This is a genomic window from Escherichia sp. MOD1-EC6300 (genome assembly GCF_002965045.1).
Taxonomy (GTDB): domain Bacteria; phylum Pseudomonadota; class Gammaproteobacteria; order Enterobacterales; family Enterobacteriaceae; genus Escherichia; species Escherichia coli_F.
In genome coordinates this window covers 38,874-57,840 of record NZ_PTRH01000013.1, presented here as the reverse complement: position 1 = coordinate 57,840, position 18,967 = coordinate 38,874, and the positions used below count along the sequence as shown (strand labels likewise).

Genomic DNA, 18,967 nt, shown 5'->3' with positions numbered 1-18,967 from the left:
ATTGTGTGAATATAAAATAATGTGCTCTATCTTGCTTCGTTTACCCTATAATTAGCGGATTCATCTCACAAGTCACCCAGTAACGTTCAGAGAGCGTTTTCAGATGTCTATTTATAAAATCCCTCTTCCGCTGAATATTTTAGAAGCTGCACAGGAACGTATTACCTGGACACTTAACACCTTGCCCCGTGTTTGCGTTTCTTTTTCGGGGGGTAAAGATTCCGGATTAATGCTGCATCTTACCGCCGAACTTGCCAGAAAATTAGGAAAAAAAATCTGCGTTTTGTTTATCGACTGGGAAGCACAGTTCTCTTGTACCATCGACTATGTACAGTCGTTACGCGAGTTGTATACCGACGTTATTGAAGAGTTTTACTGGGTAGCACTCCCACTCAAGACGCAAAATTCCCTTTCACAATACCAACCAGAATGGCAGTGCTGGGAATCTGATGTCGAATGGGTGCGTCAGCCCCCGCAAGAAGCGATAACCGATCCTGACTTTTTCTCCTTTTACCAGCCAGGCATGACCTTCGAACAATTTGTACGTGAGTTTGCCGAATGGTTTTCACAAAAACGTCCGGCGGCGATGATGATCGGCATCCGTGCGGATGAGTCCTACAACCGTTTTGTCGCCATCGCCAGTTTAAGTAAACAACGTTTTGCCGATGATAAGCCCTGGACCACAGCCGCACCAGGCGGTCACAGCTGGTACATTTACCCCATCTACGACTGGAAAGTAGCTGATATCTGGACCTGGTATGCTAATCATAAAGCCCTATGTAACCCATTGTATAATATCATGTATCAGGCAGGCGTCCCCCTGCGTCATATGCGAATTTGCGAACCTTTTGGCCCGGAGCAACGGCAAGGATTATGGCTCTATCACGTTATCGAACCAGATCGCTGGGCGGCTATGTGCGCACGAGTTAGCGGGGTAAAAAGTGGCGGCATTTACGCCGGACATGACAATCATTTTTATGGTCATCGGAAAATCCTCAAACCAGAGCATTTAGACTGGCAAGAGTATGCATTATTGCTGCTTGATAGCATGCCGGAGAAAACGGCTGAGCATTACCGCAACAAAATTGCCATTTACTTGCATTGGTATCAGAAAAAAGGTGTCGAGGTGCCACAGACCCAGCACGGGGACATTGGCGCGAAAGATATCCCCTCCTGGCGGCGAATTTGCAAGGTGTTACTGAATAACGATTACTGGTGTCGGGCATTATCATTTAGCCCAACCAAAGCGAAGAATTATCAGCGTTATAACGAACGGATAAAAGTAAAACGTCAGGAGTGGGGAATACTATGCAACAACAATTAACGCAGGATTTAACCCAATTTCTCGCCAGCTTGCCGGAAGACGATCGCATCAAAGCGATTAACGAAATCCGCCTGGCGATCCATCAGGTTAGCCCCTTTCGTGAAGAGCCAGTAGATTGTGTTCTGTGGGTTAAGAACAGCCAAATTATGCCAAATGATTACAACCCAAACAATGTGGCACCGCCCGAGAAAAAACTGTTACAAAAATCCATTGAGATAGATGGTTTTACCCAACCTATTGTGGTCACGCACACAGATAAAAATGCTCTGGAAATCGTGGATGGCTTTCACCGTCATGAAATTGGTAAAGGCTCTAACACGTTAAAAATGCGATTAAAAGGATATTTACCGGTCACCTGTCTGGAAGGAACACGTAACGAACGCATCGCCGCGACTATTCGTCATAACCGCGCTCGTGGACGCCACCAAATCACAGCCATGTCAGAAATCGTTCGTGAACTCAGCCAGTTAGGATGGGACGACAATAAAATCGGCAAAGAGCTGGGTATGGACAGCGACGAAGTGTTGCGCCTGAAACAAATTAACGGCCTGCAAGAGTTATTTGCTGACCGTCAATATTCCCGCGCCTGGACAGTAAAATAATTACAGCTGGCGCAGGCGTTCAGCTGCCGCCAGCAACGTCGATTCCTTCTTGGCAAAACAGAGACGAATGAGCTTATGGGGGAAGGGATCGGCGCAAAATACCGACAGCGGGATCGCCGCCACGCCATGCTCCCGCGTCAGCCACTGGCAAAACTCAACGTCATCCAGCGAAGAAACCGCGCTGTAATCCACCAGCAAAAAGTAAGTGCCTTCGCACGGTAAAATCTCCAGCCGACTCTCACTTAAGGCGTTCACCAGAATATCGCGCTTCTGGCGATAAAAGTCCGGTAACGCAAGGTAGTGTTCAGGTTCTGCTCGCAGCATATCGGCAAGGGCCAGCTGCGCCGGGGTATTCACCGAAAAAGTCAGATACTGATGCACTTTGCGGATCTCGGCGCTGATGGGCGCAGGCGCAACGCAATAGCCCACTTTCCAGCCGGTCATATGATAGGTCTTGCCAAACGATGACACCGCCACCGCCCGCTCACGCAGTTGCGGATGCGCCAGCACACTGGCATGGCCCTGCTGTGAAAAGTTGATATGCTCGTAAACTTCATCGCTAATGACAAAAATCTCGTGCCCGGCAATTGCCTGCCACAAAGCGGAAAAATCAGTCTGCTGCCAGACAGTAGCACTGGGGTTATGCGGGGTGTTAAGGATCACCAGTCGGGTGCGCTCGCTTAACAATGCGGCAAATTCCTGCCAGTCCACGCGAAAATGCGGTGGTTGCAGTGCAATACGTTTCACTATTCCACCCGCAAGCGCGATGGCGGGCGCGTAACTGTCATAGCTGGGATCAAAGCAGATCACTTCATCACCATTGCGCACCAATGCGGTAATCGCTGCATATAACGCTTCCGTCGCCCCTGCCGTTACGGTGATATCACTATCGGCATCCGGTTGATAGCCATACAGCCGTTCCGTTTTCTGAGCAATCGCCTCGCGCAAGGCCTGCACGCCAGTCATAGGCGCGTATTGGTTTGCTCCGTGGGCAACGTGGTACGCCAGCCGTTCCTGCAAATAGCGCGGACCATCAAAATCAGGAAAGCCTTGCGACAGGTTAATCGCCTGGTGTTGCTGCGCCAGTGCGCTCATCTGGGTGAAAATAGTGGTGCCAAGTTGTGGAAGTTTGCTTTGTGGAATCAGAGGGTTATTTGTCATTTTTATTGTGCCTGACAAAGTTGCGTGTTGAAGCCACTATAACACGATGCTAGTATTTGGCAATCAAGACGTTTAGATGTCTAAATAAAACAATAAGGACAACACAACATGCCTCACAATCCTATCCGCGTCGTCGTTGGCCCTGCTAACTACTTTTCTCATCCCGGCAGTCTCAATCACCTGCATGATTTTTTCACTGATGAACAACTTTCTCGCGCAGTGTGGATCTACGGTGAACGTGCACTTGCCGCGGCGCAAACCAAACTTCCATCGGCGTTTGAACTGCCAGGAGCAAAGCATATTTTGTTTCGCGGTCATTGCAGTGAAAGCAATGTGCAACAACTGGCGGCTGAGTCCGGTGACGATCGCAGCGTGGTGATTGGCGTCGGCGGCGGCGCACTGCTCGACACCGCGAAAGCCCTCGCCCGCCGTCTCGGTCTGCCGTTTGTTGCCGTTCCAACGATTGCCGCTACCTGCGCTGCCTGGACACCACTCTCTGTCTGGTACAACGATGCCGGACAGGCGCTACATTATGAGATTTTTGACGACGCCAATTTTATGGTGCTGGTGGAACCGGAGATAATCCTCAATGCGCCGCAAGAATATCTGCTGGCAGGAATCGGTGACACGCTGGCGAAATGGTATGAAGCGGTGGTGCTGGCTCCTCAGCCAGAAACGCTGCCGCTAACCGTGCGGCTGGGAATCAATAATGCGCAGGTCATTCGCGACGTCTTGTTAAACAGTAGCGAACAGGCGCTTGCCGATCAGCAAAATCAGCAGTTAACGCAATCATTTTGCGATGTGGTCGATGCGATTATCGCCGGAGGCGGAATGGTCGGTGGTCTGGGCGATCGTTTTACGCGTGTGGCGGCGGCCCATGCCGTGCATAACGGTCTGACCGTTTTGCCGCAAACCGAGAAGTTTCTCCACGGCACCAAAGTCGCCTACGGAATTCTGGTGCAAAGCGCCTTGCTGGGTCAGGATGATGTGCTGGCGCAATTAACCGGGGCGTATCAGCGTTTTCATCTGCCGACCACGCTGGCGGAGCTGGAAGTGGATATCAATAATCAGGCAGAGATCGACAAAGTGATTGCGCACACCTTGCGTCCGGCGGAATCCATTCATTACCTGCCGGTCACGCTGACACCAGATACGTTGCGTGCAGCGTTCGAAAAAGTGGAATCGTTTAAAGTCTGACGTACAGATTTAGCAGCAGCGCGCGCCACCTTTTCCACCGTAGCGCGCGTCCTGCCGCTCACGGAAAAACTCCTCGTAGGTCATCGGCGTTTGATCGGGATGGTTAACCCGCATATGTTCGACATAGTTGTCGTAATCGGGCATACCAATCATCAGCTTCGCTGCCTGACCTAAATATTTTCCGGCTTTTGCCAGTGAATCAAACATCAATACCTCCGGTAATCAGATTGCTGAGAGAGTGCATTAATAGCTATCAACGCGCTCGGTCAGTCCCCTCGCCCCACCGGGGAGAGGGTTAGGGTGAGGGGGAACCCTAGGCACTACGCCAACATCCCCCTCACTCTGACTTTAGTGCGCGCCTTTCGCCTGCGCCACGATCTCCTCGACATTTTCCGGCATTGGCTCATACGGCGTTTCTTTCGCCGTTGGCTTCGGCTCTTTCAATGCCGCCAGTGCCGTCTTAATCGAGAACAGCGCCAGAACCACCACGACCACCATAAAGAAGATGGTTAACCCGGCATCCAGACGGTTGTTGAACACCAGTTGCGCCAGTTGTGACTCAGTATACTGCGACGGAATATTGCCGCTGTCGATCATTGCCTGGAACTTGTTAGCAATCGCCAGGAAACCGACTTTCGCATCCGGGCTAAACGCTTTCTGCCAGCCTGCGGTCAGGGTACAAATCAGCAGCCAGGCCGTTGGTACCAGCGCCACCCAGGCGTAACGTTGACGTTTCATTTTGAACAACACCACGGCACAGAGCATCAGCGCCATCCCTGCCAGCATCTGGTTGGCAATACCAAACAGCGGCCACAGAGTGTTAATACCGCCCAGCGGATCGACCACGCCCTGATGCAGAAAGTAACCCCACGCCAGCACGCACAGCGCCGTTGCCAGCAGGTTAGCAGGCAGTGAATCGGTCCGTTTCAGACCCGGAGAAACCACGCCCAGCAGATCCTGCAACATAAAGCGCGCAGCACGCGTACCCGCATCCACCGCCGTCAGAATAAACAGTGCTTCAAACAGAATGGCGAAGTGATACCAGAACGCCACATCCATCATGCCACCCAGCGCGCCGTGCAGAATGTAGGCCATCCCCACCGCCAGGGTCGGCGCACCGCCCGCACGGGAAATGATCGACTGTTCACCCACTTCGCTGGCAATCTGATTTAACGTATCTGGCGTAATGCTAAAGCCCCAGCTACTCACTACCTGCGCAGCAGATGTCACTACATCCGCCGTCCCCGCCGGAGCCAGCACCGCCATCGGGCTGTTCATCGCGAAGTACACGCCCGGATCGATGATACAGGCAGAAACCAGTGCCATAATCGCCACGAAGGATTCCATCAACATCCCACCGTAGCCGATAAAGCACGCCTGACCTTCGTTCGCCAGCATCTTCGGTGTGGTGCCGGAAGAGATCAGCGCATGGAAGCCAGACACCGCGCCACAGGCGATAGTAATAAACAGGAACGGGAACAGATTACCGGTCCATACCGGGCCAGTGCCATCTACAAACTTGGTCAAAGCAGGCATGGTCAGCGTTGGGCGCATAATCAAAATACCCACCGCCAGACCGACGATAGTCCCGATTTTCAGGAAGGTAGAGAGGTAGTCACGCGGAGCCAGCAGCAGCCACACCGGCAGAACCGCCGCCACAAAACCGTAACCCACCAGCATCCAGGTCAGCTGCACGCCGGTAAAGTCAAAGTACGGTGCCCAGGTCGGGCTTTCTGCCACCCAGCCGCCAGAGATAATGGCGAAAATAAGGAATACCAGGCCAATCACCGACACTTCCCCAATGCGGCCCGGACGCAGATAGCGCAGGTAAATCCCCATGAACAGCGCCAGCGGAATGGTGAACGCAACGGTATACGTTCCCCACGGGCTATGAGTCAGGGCTTTCACCACGATCATCGCCAGTACTGCAAGGATAATGACCATGATCATAAAGCAGGCCACCAGCGCAATCACCCCGGCGGTTGGCCCCATCTCTTCTTTAACCAGCTCGCCCAGCGAGCGACCGTCACGGCGCGTGGAAACAAACAGCACCATGAAATCCTGCACCGCACCGGCGAGAACCACCCCAGCAAGTAGCCAGATCATCCCCGGTAGGTAGCCCATTTGCGCCGCCAGTACCGGCCCCACCAACGGGCCTGCTCCGGCAATAGCCGCAAAATGGTGACCGAACAGCACTTTCTTGTCCGTCGGCACATAGTCCAGCCCGTCGTTATGGCGCACCGCTGGCGTCATACGCGTCGGGTCAACCGCCAATACATTTTTGGCAATATAAAGACCATAAAAACGGTAAGCGATCAGATAGATACAGACCGACGCCACCACAATCCACAGCGCGTTGATCTGTTCCCCACGATTTAAAGCAATGTATCCCAGAGCAAATGCTCCCATTACAGAGAGCACTGTCCAGACGAGGTATTTCCCTGATTTGTTCATAGTTGTTATCCGTGTGCGTGTCCATAGAGATGTTACATTTTGTTTCTATATCAGCAGATTTTATTTAACAACCAAGAAACCAATGCGTACAACAAAAACACCTCATATTTACATCACATTGTTAACGAGATCACTTTAGTCGCGAAAAGACGTGTACAATTACGGACAATTGAGAGGGTTGACTCACCAGATTAGTAACACTACTTATATGCGAAAATGCATAGCCGAAATCTATAGTATTCCGCGTCAATGTTATGCAACGCAACTATACGATAGCATGGCTATTTCGTTATATGATAAGGAGTCCTCCCATGAGCTATGACAAAGCGAAATACCATTTTGACTCGGTTATAGAAGAAGGTTTACCGCTCAGCCAGGCATACATCCATACTGGTTTTTATTTAGGTTGGTTGATTGATAATAACTTGTTGGACGAGGAGTTTAAGGAAGATCTCGCTGAATCTCTTGCCCTCTTTACGCGCAGAGAAATAACAGCCCCTCAGCTTTTTGAAGAATTCGATGGTACTTTGACCGATGAAGAACTTTCGACCCAAGGAAACGCCTTTACTAAACATTATTTTGATTTTGATACAGGCGATTATCTCGAAGACTACTGCACCCATCTTGTCAAAGATCTTCCCAGCGAATTCCATGTAAAAGACACATGGGAAAACTATAAAATCGCAGCGAGTTTCATATCCAGACGCTATCAGGAATGGCTACAGAACCAATAGTCTCACCCTCTGCACATATTTTTCCGGGTAGAGCTTTCACTTACCAGGCCAACAAATTCTCGCGAATCGTAGGCCTGATAAGCGAAGCGCATCAGGCATATTAATCCAATTTAGCCGATCACCGCCGTACCCAGCCGACAAGTACAGCAACGCCGCCCCTGCTCATCGAAAACAACGATTTCCCAGCTCTGATTTTGCCGCCCAAGATGCAGCGGCTGGCAGATGCCGCGTACCTTTCCCTCAGACACCGGGCGATGATGTGTGGCGTTAAGTTCCGTGCCCACCACGCACTGTCCGTCGCGAGTCATCATAAATCCGGCCATCGATCCCAGGGTTTCCGCCAGCGCCGCCGACGCGCCGCCATGTAGTAAACCGAACGGTTGATGAGTACGAGTATCAACCGGCATTTCGGCTTCCAGCACATCATCGCCCAGACGGGTATAAACAATTCCCAGATGCGCCACCATTGTGTTATCGCTGGTGGCGTTCAGTTCGTCGAGCGTTAAATGGCGTTTCCAGATCATGCTTATGCCCCCAGCGTCGAGCCGCCATCTACCACAATATCCTGTAGGGTGATATGGCTGGCGAGGTCAGAGGCGAGGAACAAAATCGTGTTGGCGATCTCTTGTGGACGGGCGATTTTCCCCAGCGGAATGCCGAGTTTAAACTGCTCGCCAAAGCCGCGAATACGCTGCTCTTCGGCGTCATCACTCACCCACAGCGTGCGTTGCATATCGGTGTCGGTGGACCCCGGGGAAACCACATTACAGCGTACACCGCTACCCGCCAGTTCCAGCCCGACGCTCAACGCCAGGCTTTTCAGCGCCGCTTTTGACGCACCGTAAGCACTCATACCAATACGCGGCGTGTGTGCGGCGTCGGACGCAACACTAACAATCGCCCCGCCTCGCTGACGGCGAAACTGGTTCATGGTCTGCTGGAACAGGTTAAACGCACCGCCGACGTTAACCGCAAAAGTCTGCTGCCAGTCCTCCTTGCTGAGCTGATCGGTCGCGCCCATGCGCAAAATTCCCGCCGCATTGACCAGCACGTCCAGTCGCTCCGTTTGCGCTAACAGTCGCTGACACACTTGCGCCACCTGCGCAGCGTCGGCTACATCCATTACTTCGGTCGCAAAGGGATATTGCTCCAGAGTGAACGCTTGATCAAAACCTGTAACTTTCGCTCCGGCCTCAACAAATGCCAGCGCCGTGGCGTAGCCAATACCTTTCCCCGCGCCGGTTACCCAGACATTTTTGCCGCTGAAATCCATCATTTCACCTCGCGGGAGAGTAGCTTCCACCAGGCGTCGATGGTCGGATTTTTCGCCAGCATGACAAAATCGATATCGCCATGCACTTTGCGCCAGCGCGCCGCCAGCGCCATCATGCGCACCGAATCCAGACCGTAATCAATTAGGTTGTCGTCATCGAAGGGTTCATCGGACTCGTCCAGCAACGGCAGGATCACCTCACGCAGCGCCGATTTGCTGGCGGGGATAGGTGCTGGCAGCAATTCTTCGGTCATCACCACCCGGCCAGAACGTCCGGCCACATATTTCAGCGACATCAAATGCTCGTCACGGCTGAAATCGGCCAGCGCATCTGCCACCATAAACGGTTTAATATCGCGCATAAATGCGTCGGTTGCGGTGGTCATACAGCCAATGTGGGCGTACACCCCGGTTATAATCAGTTGGTTACGTCCACTCTCTTTGAGCATTTGTTCCAGCGGAGAACGATGAAACGCGCTGTAGCGCCACTTCACCAACACCGTGTCGTCGGCATCTGGCGTCAGGCGATCCACCACCTTTTGCTGTTCCGGTGAACGGGTCAGGCCCGGTCCCCACATATCATTCAACAGCGCCCGATCTTCATCGCTCTGCTCTTTCGGCTGGGCGGTGTAATAAACCGGAATATTGTGCTGTTTGCAGTAGTCGCGTAGTGCCGCAATATTCGCGATCACCTGCTCCATCATCGGGCAGTTCTCGCCCCAGAAGCTAACAAAATAGTCCTGCATATCATGGATTAACAACGCGGCACGTTGCGGCTCAAAGGCCCAGTTGACTTTATTGTGCGGAATATCGTGAGACTCCGGCAGTGCGTAAGCCTGTAATTTTGGAATAGCCATCGTGTTCTCTCCTTCAGGCTGATGCGCGTGACGCCAGCCACTGACGTAATTGTTTTTTATCGACTTTCCCGACCGCCGTCAGCGGAAGTGAATCTACACACTCCACGCGATCCGGTAATTTAAATTCGGCAATACCCTGTTCACGCAGGAAACGACGCACCTGTACCGCACGCAGTGGTTCTTTTACCACCAGATAAGCACAGCTTTTTTCGCCCATCAGCTCATCTTCCATGCTCACCAGTGCGGCGTAGATCACTGCCGGATGGCGCAGTAACAGGTTTTCGATCTCTTCGGCAGCGATCTTCTCGCCGCCACGGTTGATCTGATCTTTCTCGCGCCCCTGCACGGTGATGTACCCCTCTGGATCAATAGAGATCAGATCGCCGGAACAGTAAAAACCGTTGGCATCAAAGGCGCTGGCATTGTGCTGTGGACTTTTGTAATAGCCGCGGAAGGTGTACGGCCCGCGCGTCATCAGGCGTCCAACCTCCCCTTGCGGCAGTGGATTTCCGTCAGCATCGGCAACCCACACTTCATCATCCGGACACATTGGATAGCCCTGGGTATGGATAATTTTTTCCGCGCTATCATCAAGACGGGTGTAGTTCACCAGCCCTTCCGCCATGCCGAATACCTGCTGTAACTGGCAGCCAATCTCTGCGGGAATACGCGCCGCAAGCGTGGCAGAAAGACGTGCGCCACCGACCTGTAACAGTTTCAGCGAGGCAAGCTGCGCCCGGCTTTCGCCTTCAGCCAGTGCCTGCAACCACAGGCTGACTGCTGGCGGCACCAGCGCGGTGACGTTCACCTGATGTTTTTCAATCAATGGGAAACAAAGCGTGGCGCTGGGGTCGGCAGCCAGAACGACAGTGCCGCCAGCGAGAAATACCCCCAACGATCCCGGCGAACTCATGGCGTAGTTATGAGCCGCCGGGATCGCGCACAGGTAGCGCGTTTGTTGCGTGAACTGACAAATCTCGACGCTACGACGCACGCTGTAGTAGTAGTCGTTATGAGTGCGCGGGATCAGTTTCGGTGTGCCGGTGGTGCCGCCGGAAAGCTGGAAATAGGCCACTTCATCAGCAGGAGATGGCGTGGCAGTAAAATCCTCAGCCGGATGGTTAATCGCATCCTGCAAGTTATGCTCACCGCTGTCGTTCAGCAGTTGCACCACGCGAATGGAAGAATGCTCTGCAACAAATGTGTTGAGGAAATCATCCCCGCTAAACAGCGCATGTTGGCGATCGGCAATCAGTAACGCCGGTTCAATCTGGCTGGCATAGGCGTTCAGTTCACTACGCTGATGGCTGAACAGCGCCAGCACCGGCGCAACGCCCAGTTTCAGCAGCGCGAAAAAGGTAATATACAATTCAGCGACGTTACCCAGTTGTACCAGTGCGGTTTCACCGGGTTTAATGCCCTGACGACGCAAGCTACAGGCGAGATTATCCGCCGCCTGATTCAGTTCCCGGTAACTCAACTGACGCTCGCCGTCGATGACCGCGATGCTGTCGCTCGCGGCATGACGGGTCAGAATGTCGGTCAGCGGCAAATCCTGCCAGTAGCCTTTTTCCCGATAGCGACGGGCAAACTCTTCCGGCCAGCGGGTGAATGGAATGCTCATCCTCGCTCCTTAATGCAATCCAAAAACGTTCAACATGGTAGAAAGTTTGACGCCCGTTTCGCGCCATTCACCCAACGGTGAGGACGCAGGCACAATCCCCGCTCCGGCAAACAGACGCACCTGATTTTCCCGCAGCTTCGCGCAGCGGATGGTCACCACCCACTCGCCGTTACCTTCGCTGTCACACCAACCGACAATGCCGCCAAACAGTTCGCGGTCGAACGGTTCCAGCTCAGCAATCACCTGGGTCGCGGCCTGATGCGGGAAACCGCTCAGCGCGGGGGTCGGGTGCAGCAGACAGGCCAGAGTCAGTGCGTTTTCTTGCGAATTCGCTTTGCCTTCAAAGGGTGTTGCGAGATGCCACAGCGTCGGCGTGGTGATCAATTGTGGGGAGGATGGAACGTGTAACTCACTACTGCGTTCGCGCAGTACCTCTTTCATCGCCTGAGTCACCAGTTCATGTTCATGGCGATCTTTTTCTGACGCCAGCAGACGATTACCCGCTTCGCGATCAAGCACGTCATCCGGCTGACGACGCGCGGAACCGGCTAACGGAATCGAGCTAAAACGCTCGCCGTCTTTACGTAGCAGCAGTTCCGGGCTGGCTCCCAGCAGGACGCCACCATCAGCTAACGGCACATGGAAGTTGTAACTAACCGGGTTTTGCGCAATCAACCGTTCCAGCAATACGCCACTATCAATGGCGGCGTCAGTGGTGATATCAATCAACCGTGACAACACCACTTTGTCGACTTGCGGCGTGGCGGTAAGTGCGGCGGCGCGGGCAACCATCTGTTCAAACGTAGTTTGTTCCGGAATTGCCTGACGTTCCACCACGTTCAGCGACTGGCTGCGAGTAAAACGGCGGGCTGAAGTCTGTTTTTCCTGCCGGGAGAACGACTGCCAGGATTCGGGAATATACAGCGACGAAGGCTGACGTGGATCGAAGGGAATCGCCCCAACCATCACCGGATTTTTAATGCCCTGCGCTTTGGCATCGGCAAACAGCGCGGTGAGTTTTTGCTGGAAGGGACTGTCGGGCGAATCCCCGTTCACAGCCGGTTCATCAAAGCGGGCGAAACATCCTGACGTCGTAAAACTGCGGTACGGCGACATAAAGAAAAAGCGATTGGGCGCAAGTGTTGCCATGGTCTGCTGTACTTCCTCAGCCAGTGACGTATCCATATCATCCTCCACAAAATGATAAAGGCTTTAATAATGATTATCATTTATATTTTCGGTCGCTAACCTAAAAGCAAACGAGCACTATGTCAACTCTTGAGGTAACGCAATCTGCAAGTCGGGGTTGCATCTGCTTGTGGTTACAATGAAAATGAGAAGCATTAACTTCATTAATAACAGGAAGCTGATTTGTGAGACTCGCCCCGCTCTACCGCAACGCCCTTCTTTTAACCGGACTTTTGCTTTCAGGAATATCTGCAGTTCAGGCTGCCGACTGGCCGCGTCAGATTACTGACAGTCGTGGTACTCATACCCTGGAAAGCCAGCCGCAGCGTATTGTTTCCACCAGCGTCACCCTGACCGGCTCACTGCTGGCGATTGATGCACCAGTGATCGCTAGCGGCGCGACCACGCCGAATAACCGCGTAGCGGATGACCAGGGTTTTTTACGCCAGTGGAGCAAGGTGGCGAAAGAACGCAAACTGCAACGGCTCTATATCGGTGAACCAAGTGCCGAAGCGGTGGCCGCGCAAATGCCGGATCTGATTTTAATTAGCGCAACCGGCGGTGATTCGGCGCTGGCGCTATACGATCAGCTTTCCACTATCGCACCAACGTTAATCATCAATTACGACGATAAAAGCTGGCAGTCGCTGTTAACGCAACTTGGCGAAATTACCGGGCATGAGAAACAAGCGGCAGAGCGGATCGCGCAGTTTGATAAGCAACTGACGGCGGCGAAAGAGCAAATCAAATTACCGCCGCAGCCGGTCACTGCCATTGTCTATACCGCCGCCGCGCACAGTGCCAATCTCTGGACAGCTGAATCAGCACAAGGGCAGATGCTGGAACAACTCGGCTTTACGCTGGCCAGGTTGCCCGCAGGCTTAAACGCCAGCCAAAGCCAGGGCAAACGCCATGACATCATTCAGCTTGGTGGGGAAAATCTGGCGGCAGGGTTAAATGGCGAGTCGCTATTCCTGTTCGCCGGTGATCAGAAAGACGCCGATGCGATTTATGCCAATCCACTGCTCGCGCACCTGCCTGCAGTACAAAACAAGCAGGTTTATGCGCTGGGAACCGAGACGTTCCGACTGGATTACTACAGCGCCATGCAAGTGCTGGATCGGCTTAAGGCGCTGTTCTAAGCATTAACTGTCAGACGCTGTCACCTGCGGCGGCGTCTGGCGAAAACGACGCAACTCCACCAGTACCAGCAACAACAACACGCCGATAATCAACAAACCAAAACCACTCGCGCTTGCGGAGGCCACCGGCGTCATCATCGCTCCCAGACCGCCCAACAGCGCTGCGCCTATAGCATCGCCCGTCACGTTTTGTGCCGTCCACAAACCGTTAATCCGCCCTAACATCGCTTCCGGGGTTTGCGTTTGCAGCATTGTGTATTGCAGCAACGAACTAACCGCGCTCAACCAGCCGAACAGCGCCAGACAAACCACGCCTAAAATCCACATCGGCATCAGGCCAAACAAACCAATGGCGAGGAACGATCCCAGAGTGGAGAGCAGCATCAATAACCCTGGTCGCGCACTATGTGCCAGCTTCCCGCTGGTTAACGCGCCAATAGCTGCACCGAGCGGGATCGCCGCATAGAGAAAACCAATCTGTGCCGCCGACATCTGCCAGTTGTCAGCCAGCGCCGGATACAGTACCCGTACCGCGCTCGCCATCGTCAATAATCCCCCCAGCAGTGCAATCCCTCCCACCAGCGGGCTGGCGAGCAGAAAACGAAATCCTGCCAGTAATGATTTCAACGGATGCTCACGCGGTTGCGGTGGCGGAGGTAGCGCCGGAAGGCTTAACAACGGTAGCAAGGTAATAAACGTGCCCGCCGCCGCCAGCCCGTAGTTCCAGGCTACGCCGCCAGTCGCCAGCAGTAAGCCGCCAATCATGGGCGAAATTACCGATCCCAGCCGCACGGTCAACATGGTGATTGCCCCGGCCTGCATTAAATTTTCACGCCCAACTAATGCCGGAGTCGCCGCCAGAAGCGCCGTAACGCCAAGTGACGCGAAAAAGCCATCCCATAATCCGAGTAAATAGATTGCCAGCAAAGACGGCTCCGGCAGCAACGCGTTCAGGCACAGACCAATGAAGCCAATGCCACAGGTGCCGCGCGCCAGCAAAATCACTTTTTTGCGCTCATAGCGATCCGCCAGCACACCGCCGACCATCAAGCCGACAAACATCGCCCCGCCGGTCAGCGTCACCGAAAGCCCCACCTGCCAGGTAGAATGCGTCATCATCTGGATCTGCACTGGCACCGCGACGCCGAGCAAACCCAGAGAAACAATAGAGATAAAACGAGCGAGGAATACTGCGCGAAACGCCGGGTGCGTTTTCAACAGGCTGAGGTTAAGCAGCCAGGATTGTTTATTCATTACAATGCCTTGCCATCAAATATTTTAAATACCTATTCTTAGGCTGCACATGCTAACATATCCAAATAAGATCGATAACGATAATTAATTTCATTATCATGGAAGTTCGTATGTCTGGTTCTGTTGCCGTGACACGCGCCATTGCCGTGCCCGGATTGCTGTTATTACTGATTATCGCGACGGCATTAAGCCTGCTCATTGGGGCAAAATCACTCCCCGCTTCCGTAGTACTGGAGGCCCTCTCCGGCACCTGCCAGAGCGCCGACTGCACCATCGTGCTCGACGCGCGACTGCCGCGCACCCTTGCCGGTTTACTGGCAGGCGGCGCGCTTGGGCTTGCCGGGGCGTTAATGCAAACCCTCACCCGAAACCCACTTGCCGACCCCGGCTTGCTTGGCGTGAACGCCGGGGCCAGCTTTGCCATTGTGCTGGGCGCGGCGCTGTTTGGTTACTCATCCGCGCAGGAACAACTGGCGATGGCCTTCGCCGGGGCGCTGGTGGCCTCGTTGATTGTTGCCTTTACTGGCAGCCAGGGCGGTGGGCAGTTAAGTCCGGTGCGTTTAACTCTGGCGGGCGTGGCGCTGGCGGCAGTGCTGGAAGGGCTGACCAGCGGCATCGCCCTGCTTAATCCCGACGTCTACGATCAACTGCGTTTCTGGCAAGCCGGTTCGCTGGATATTCGTAATTTACACACCTTAAAAGTAGTGCTGATCCCGGTGCTGATCGCTGGAGCAACTGCACTATTACTGAGCCGCGCGCTGAACAGTTTAAGCCTCGGCAGTGACACCGCGACGGCGCTGGGCAGTCGCGTAGCACGCACGCAGTTGATTGGCCTACTGGCGATTACCGTGCTTTGTGGTAGTGCGACGGCGGTAGTTGGCCCGATTGCCTTTATTGGCCTGATGATGCCGCATATGGCGCGCTGGCTGGTAGGTGCCGATCATCGCTGGTCGCTGCCCGTCACGCTGCTCGCCACACCTGCCCTGCTGCTGTTTGCCGATATTATCGGGCGGGTGATTGTTCCCGGCGAACTGCGCGTTTCTGTAGTCAGTGCCTTTATTGGCGCACCAGTGCTGATCTTCCTTGTACGACGTAAAACGCGAGGTGGCGCATGATTTACGTCTCTCGTCGATTAATTATCACCTGTCTGCTGTTGCTAATAGCTTGTGTGATGGCAAGCGTGTGGGGATTACGCAGCGGTGCCGTCACGCTGGAAACCTCTCAGGTATTTGCCGCGCTGATGGGTGACGCACCGCGCAGTATGACAATGGTGGTCACCGAATGGCGTTTACCGCGGGTACTAATGGCACTGTTGATTGGTGCGGCACTGGGCGTCAGCGGCGCGATTTTTCAGTCGTTGATGCGTAACCCACTCGGCAGCCCTGACGTAATGGGCTTTAACACCGGAGCGTGGAGCGGCGTGCTGGTAGCGATGGTGCTGTTTGGTCAGGACCTGACGGCTATCGCACTGGCAGCAATGGCGGGCGGCATTGTCACTTCGCTGTTAGTCTGGCTGCTTGCCTGGCGTAACGGTATCGACACTTTTCGGTTGATTATTATCGGCATCGGTGTTCGCGCCATGCTGGTGGCCTTTAATACCTGGCTGTTGCTGAAAGCGTCATTAGAAACGGCGCTAACAGCGGGTTTGTGGAATGCCGGATCGCTCAATGGCCTGACGTGGGCAAAAACCTCGCCCTCCGCGCCCATCATTATATTGATGCTAATTGCCGCCGCCTTACTGGTAAGGCGGATGCGCTTGCTGGAGATGGGTGATGACACCGCGTGTGCGTTAGGCGTCAGCGTCGAACGTTCACGGCTGTTAATGATGCTGGTCGCCGTAGTACTTACCGCAGCTGCCACTGCCCTGGCGGGGCCGATTTCCTTTATTGCTTTAGTCGCGCCACACATTGCCCGCCGTATCAGCGGCACCGCTCGCTGGGGTCTAACCCAGGCAGCGCTGTGCGGTGCGCTGTTACTGCTGGCAGCCGATCTCTGTGCTCAACAACTGTTTATGCCGTATCAACTTCCGGTTGGCGTTGTTACCGTCAGCCTCGGCGGTATTTACCTTATCGTCTTGTTAATTCAGGAGTCTCGCAAAAAATGACCGAATCAGTAGCCCGTTTGCGCGGCGAACAGTTAACCCTCGGATATGGCAAATATACCGTTGCGGAAAATCTGACTGTAGAAATTCCTGATGGTCACTTCACAGCGATTATCGGGCCAAATGGCTGCGGTAAATCCACGTTACTGCGTACCTTAAGCCGCCTGATGACGCCTGCTCACGGGCATGTCTGGCTGGATGGCGAGCACATTCAACATTACGCCAGTAAAGAGGTCGCACGCCGGATTGGTTTACTGGCGCAAAACGCCACCACGCCGGGAGATATCACCGTGCAGGAGTTAGTAGCGCGCGGGCGTTACCCGCATCAACCGCTGTTTACCCGCTGGCGTAAAGAAGATGAAGAAGCGGTAACGAAAGCGATGCAGGCCACAGGAATAACTCATCTGGCAAATCAAAGCGTTGATACCCTCTCCGGTGGGCAACGTCAGCGAGCGTGGATCGCGATGGTGCTGGCCCAGGAAACGGCAATTATGCTACTCGACGAACCCACCACCTGGCTGGATATCAGTCATCAGATTGATTTGCTGGAATTGTTAAGCGAACTGAACCGCGAGAAAGGCTATACCCTGGCGGCGGTACTGCACGATCTTAATCAGGCCTGTCGGTACGCTAGCCATTTGATTGCATTACGTGAAGGGAAAATTGTCGCTCAAGGAGCACCAAAAGAAATAGTCACTGCTGAACTGATTGAGCGTATTTATGGTTTGCGTTGCATGATCATTGACGATCCGGTAGCCGGAACTCCGCTTGTGGTGCCGCTCGGACGAACGGCACCTTCAACCGCGAAGATTTAAACTAAGTGGTCTGCCATCATGGCATCCTGTTTTCTGGATGCCATGGCATGGCGCAACAGCACGCTACCACAAGCCACCATACCGCCGATCAACGCAGAAAGGATCACGATAATCGCCTTACCCGGACCATCTTTTTTTACCGGTAATGACGGACGCAACTGATATTTAAACGGCGTAAAATTCACATCGTTGACATTTGTTTTTGTTAATTGCTCGACTAGATACTGACGATTACGTAATTCACCATTCAGCTCCGCAACGTCAGTGACCGCTTTTTCAATTTCCAGTTTACGTTCAATACCGTCTGCGCCGAGAGAAATAGAAAAGTCGGGGTCATCTTTAACTGCCTGACCATTGCTATAAACGGGCTTTTTAATTCCTGCCGCGTTGGCAATGTCGAGTGAATAATTGAGGCGCTGAATGTTTGCATCAAGTTGGTTTTTCGTTTTAATGCGATCCTGAGCCAGTTTTTCTTTTTCAAACTGGGTTTTGATTTCCAGTTTATTACGGACGTTTTCTAGCGACTCTTTCACCACCAACGCAGAGATATAATCGATATACCCGCTCAAAACGGTCTGCGCCTCTTCACTGGTTGGCGCGGTGAAACTTAGCGTCCAGGAGGCATACAGTGACGGTTCATCTTTTTTCTTACTGGCATTGTCATCAACCGCTTTCATTTTTTCGCTCAATGCGACGATAGCGCGATGCAAATCCAGTTCGTCGATTTTCGCCTCTTTTAATTGGTCCATCACATAAGGTGATGAGCGCAGGTACTCTTCCAGTAAGCTAACAGACTGAAACTTCTTGATAAACAGGTTAAATGCTTCTGTACGATCAATTTTGATATCCAGATCCAGCACACGAAGCTTAGTGAATGTTTTCTCAAGCGCCTGCCACTGAACAGGTTCTGGAGGCGTGACAACCGCCGCGCTGGTCCATTTTTGCGGCAGGATGAAAGAGATCAGTAAACCTGCGCAGGCAAACGCAAAAACGACCGCCATGACCGTTTTTTTGGCCCGCCATAAAACTTCAATTAGATTAAGTAAATCAATTTCATTATTACTGGGCGACGCCAGAGGATACTCGGGAAAATGAGCGTCACTTCCCTGTTTAATATTCAGTGATGACATGCGGTATAACCTGAAATGGGTCCAATAAGAGTAAATCTCCACGGCCCCCACTTTACCAGTTGGTGAGATTTATCCGAAGCTGAAGTTTGTAAATTCCTCCCACTGAATGCA

The 18,967-nt window shown here is 53.2% G+C and carries 18 protein-coding genes; 8 read left to right on the top strand and 10 right to left on the bottom strand.

Features of this window, described 5'->3' with window-relative positions:
* The first annotated feature begins 103 nt into the window (after positions 1-103).
* A complete protein-coding gene (locus BGE37_RS18475; RefSeq protein WP_000029791.1) occupies positions 104-1,324 on the top strand; it encodes a phosphoadenosine phosphosulfate reductase in 1,221 nt (406 codons plus the stop codon).
* Positions 1,297-1,926, top strand: coding sequence for an IbrB-like domain-containing protein (locus tag BGE37_RS18470; RefSeq protein WP_105288308.1), 630 nt, complete (start codon positions 1,297-1,299; stop codon positions 1,924-1,926). The genes BGE37_RS18475 and BGE37_RS18470 overlap by 28 nt, the downstream gene beginning before the upstream one ends.
* Here the strand turns inward: BGE37_RS18470 and ybdL are convergent, their stop codons facing one another.
* Complete coding sequence (gene ybdL, locus BGE37_RS18465) at positions 1,927-3,087, bottom strand: methionine-oxo-acid transaminase (protein ID WP_105288307.1); 1,161 nt, start codon at positions 3,085-3,087, stop codon at positions 1,927-1,929. It lies immediately after the preceding gene.
* A 108-nt stretch (positions 3,088-3,195) separates the two neighbouring features.
* Between ybdL and hcxA the strand changes: the two genes are divergently transcribed.
* Entirely contained in the window at positions 3,196-4,284 is a 1,089-nt protein-coding gene (gene hcxA / locus BGE37_RS18460) for a hydroxycarboxylate dehydrogenase HcxA (RefSeq protein ID WP_032183595.1), read from the top strand.
* A 9-nt stretch (positions 4,285-4,293) separates the two neighbouring features.
* Here hcxA and BGE37_RS18455 read toward each other — a convergent pair whose 3' ends face one another.
* The gene (locus BGE37_RS18455; protein ID WP_000460431.1) at positions 4,294-4,491 is read right to left on the bottom strand and encodes a YbdD/YjiX family protein; all 198 of its coding nucleotides are present in this window, start codon (positions 4,489-4,491) and stop codon (positions 4,294-4,296) included.
* 141 nt (positions 4,492-4,632) lie between these two features.
* On the bottom strand, positions 4,633-6,738 hold the full coding sequence (gene cstA / locus BGE37_RS18450) for a pyruvate/proton symporter CstA (protein ID WP_105288306.1): 2,106 nt from the start codon (positions 6,736-6,738) through the stop codon (positions 4,633-4,635).
* Positions 6,739-7,049: 311 nt separating this feature from the next.
* Between cstA and BGE37_RS18445 the strand changes: the two genes are divergently transcribed.
* Positions 7,050-7,472 (top strand): DUF7832 domain-containing protein, encoded by a 423-nt coding sequence (locus tag BGE37_RS18445; RefSeq protein ID WP_000119449.1) that lies wholly within the window; start codon positions 7,050-7,052, stop codon positions 7,470-7,472.
* Between the two features lie 110 nt (positions 7,473-7,582).
* Here BGE37_RS18445 and entH read toward each other — a convergent pair whose 3' ends face one another.
* Genes entH through entC form a run of 5 tightly spaced genes read right to left on the bottom strand, consistent with a single transcriptional unit; the run spans position 7,583 to position 12,411 of the window.
* Entirely contained in the window at positions 7,583-7,996 is a 414-nt protein-coding gene (gene entH / locus BGE37_RS18440; RefSeq protein WP_000637945.1) for a proofreading thioesterase EntH, read from the bottom strand.
* 2 nt (positions 7,997-7,998) lie between these two features.
* Positions 7,999-8,745, bottom strand: coding sequence for a 2,3-dihydro-2,3-dihydroxybenzoate dehydrogenase EntA (gene entA / locus BGE37_RS18435; RefSeq protein WP_105288305.1), 747 nt, complete (start codon positions 8,743-8,745; stop codon positions 7,999-8,001).
* Complete coding sequence (gene entB / locus BGE37_RS18430) at positions 8,745-9,602, bottom strand: enterobactin biosynthesis bifunctional isochorismatase/aryl carrier protein EntB (RefSeq protein ID WP_001007113.1); 858 nt, start codon at positions 9,600-9,602, stop codon at positions 8,745-8,747. The genes entA and entB overlap by 1 nt, the downstream gene beginning before the upstream one ends.
* Positions 9,603-9,615: 13 nt before the next feature.
* Entirely contained in the window at positions 9,616-11,226 is a 1,611-nt protein-coding gene (gene entE / locus BGE37_RS18425; RefSeq protein ID WP_105288304.1) for a (2,3-dihydroxybenzoyl)adenylate synthase EntE, read from the bottom strand.
* Between the two features lie 9 nt (positions 11,227-11,235).
* Positions 11,236-12,411, bottom strand: coding sequence for an isochorismate synthase EntC (gene entC, locus BGE37_RS18420; protein WP_002431411.1), 1,176 nt, complete (start codon positions 12,409-12,411; stop codon positions 11,236-11,238).
* A 188-nt stretch (positions 12,412-12,599) separates the two neighbouring features.
* Here entC and fepB point away from each other — a divergent pair, with 188 nt between their 5' ends.
* Complete coding sequence (fepB, locus tag BGE37_RS18415; RefSeq protein ID WP_105288303.1) at positions 12,600-13,556, top strand: Fe2+-enterobactin ABC transporter substrate-binding protein; 957 nt, start codon at positions 12,600-12,602, stop codon at positions 13,554-13,556.
* Between the two features lie 3 nt (positions 13,557-13,559).
* Here the strand turns inward: fepB and entS are convergent, their stop codons facing one another.
* On the bottom strand, positions 13,560-14,810 hold the full coding sequence (gene entS / locus BGE37_RS18410; protein WP_001041789.1) for an enterobactin transporter EntS: 1,251 nt from the start codon (positions 14,808-14,810) through the stop codon (positions 13,560-13,562).
* Between the two features lie 110 nt (positions 14,811-14,920).
* Between entS and fepD the strand changes: the two genes are divergently transcribed.
* From fepD to fepC, 3 genes are read left to right on the top strand one after another with little or no spacing between them, the layout of a single operon-like run.
* The gene (fepD, locus tag BGE37_RS18405) at positions 14,921-15,925 is read left to right on the top strand and encodes a Fe(3+)-siderophore ABC transporter permease (protein ID WP_001295314.1); all 1,005 of its coding nucleotides are present in this window, start codon (positions 14,921-14,923) and stop codon (positions 15,923-15,925) included.
* Positions 15,922-16,914 carry an iron-enterobactin ABC transporter permease gene (gene fepG, locus BGE37_RS18400; protein ID WP_105271874.1) on the top strand — a complete coding sequence of 331 codons (993 nt, stop codon included), beginning with the start codon at positions 15,922-15,924 and terminating at the stop codon, positions 16,912-16,914. The genes fepD and fepG overlap by 4 nt, the downstream gene beginning before the upstream one ends.
* Positions 16,911-17,726 (top strand): iron-enterobactin ABC transporter ATP-binding protein, encoded by an 816-nt coding sequence (fepC, locus tag BGE37_RS18395; protein ID WP_039021062.1) that lies wholly within the window; start codon positions 16,911-16,913, stop codon positions 17,724-17,726. Before fepG ends, fepC begins: the two co-directional genes overlap by 4 nt.
* Here fepC and wzz(fepE) read toward each other — a convergent pair.
* Positions 17,723-18,856, bottom strand: a complete 1,134-nt coding sequence (gene wzz(fepE) / locus BGE37_RS18390; RefSeq protein ID WP_000096729.1) for an LPS O-antigen length regulator Wzz(fepE) — start codon at positions 18,854-18,856, stop codon at positions 17,723-17,725. The two genes, fepC and wzz(fepE), sit on opposite strands and share 4 nt — an antisense overlap.
* Between the last annotated feature and the right edge of the window lie 111 nt (positions 18,857-18,967).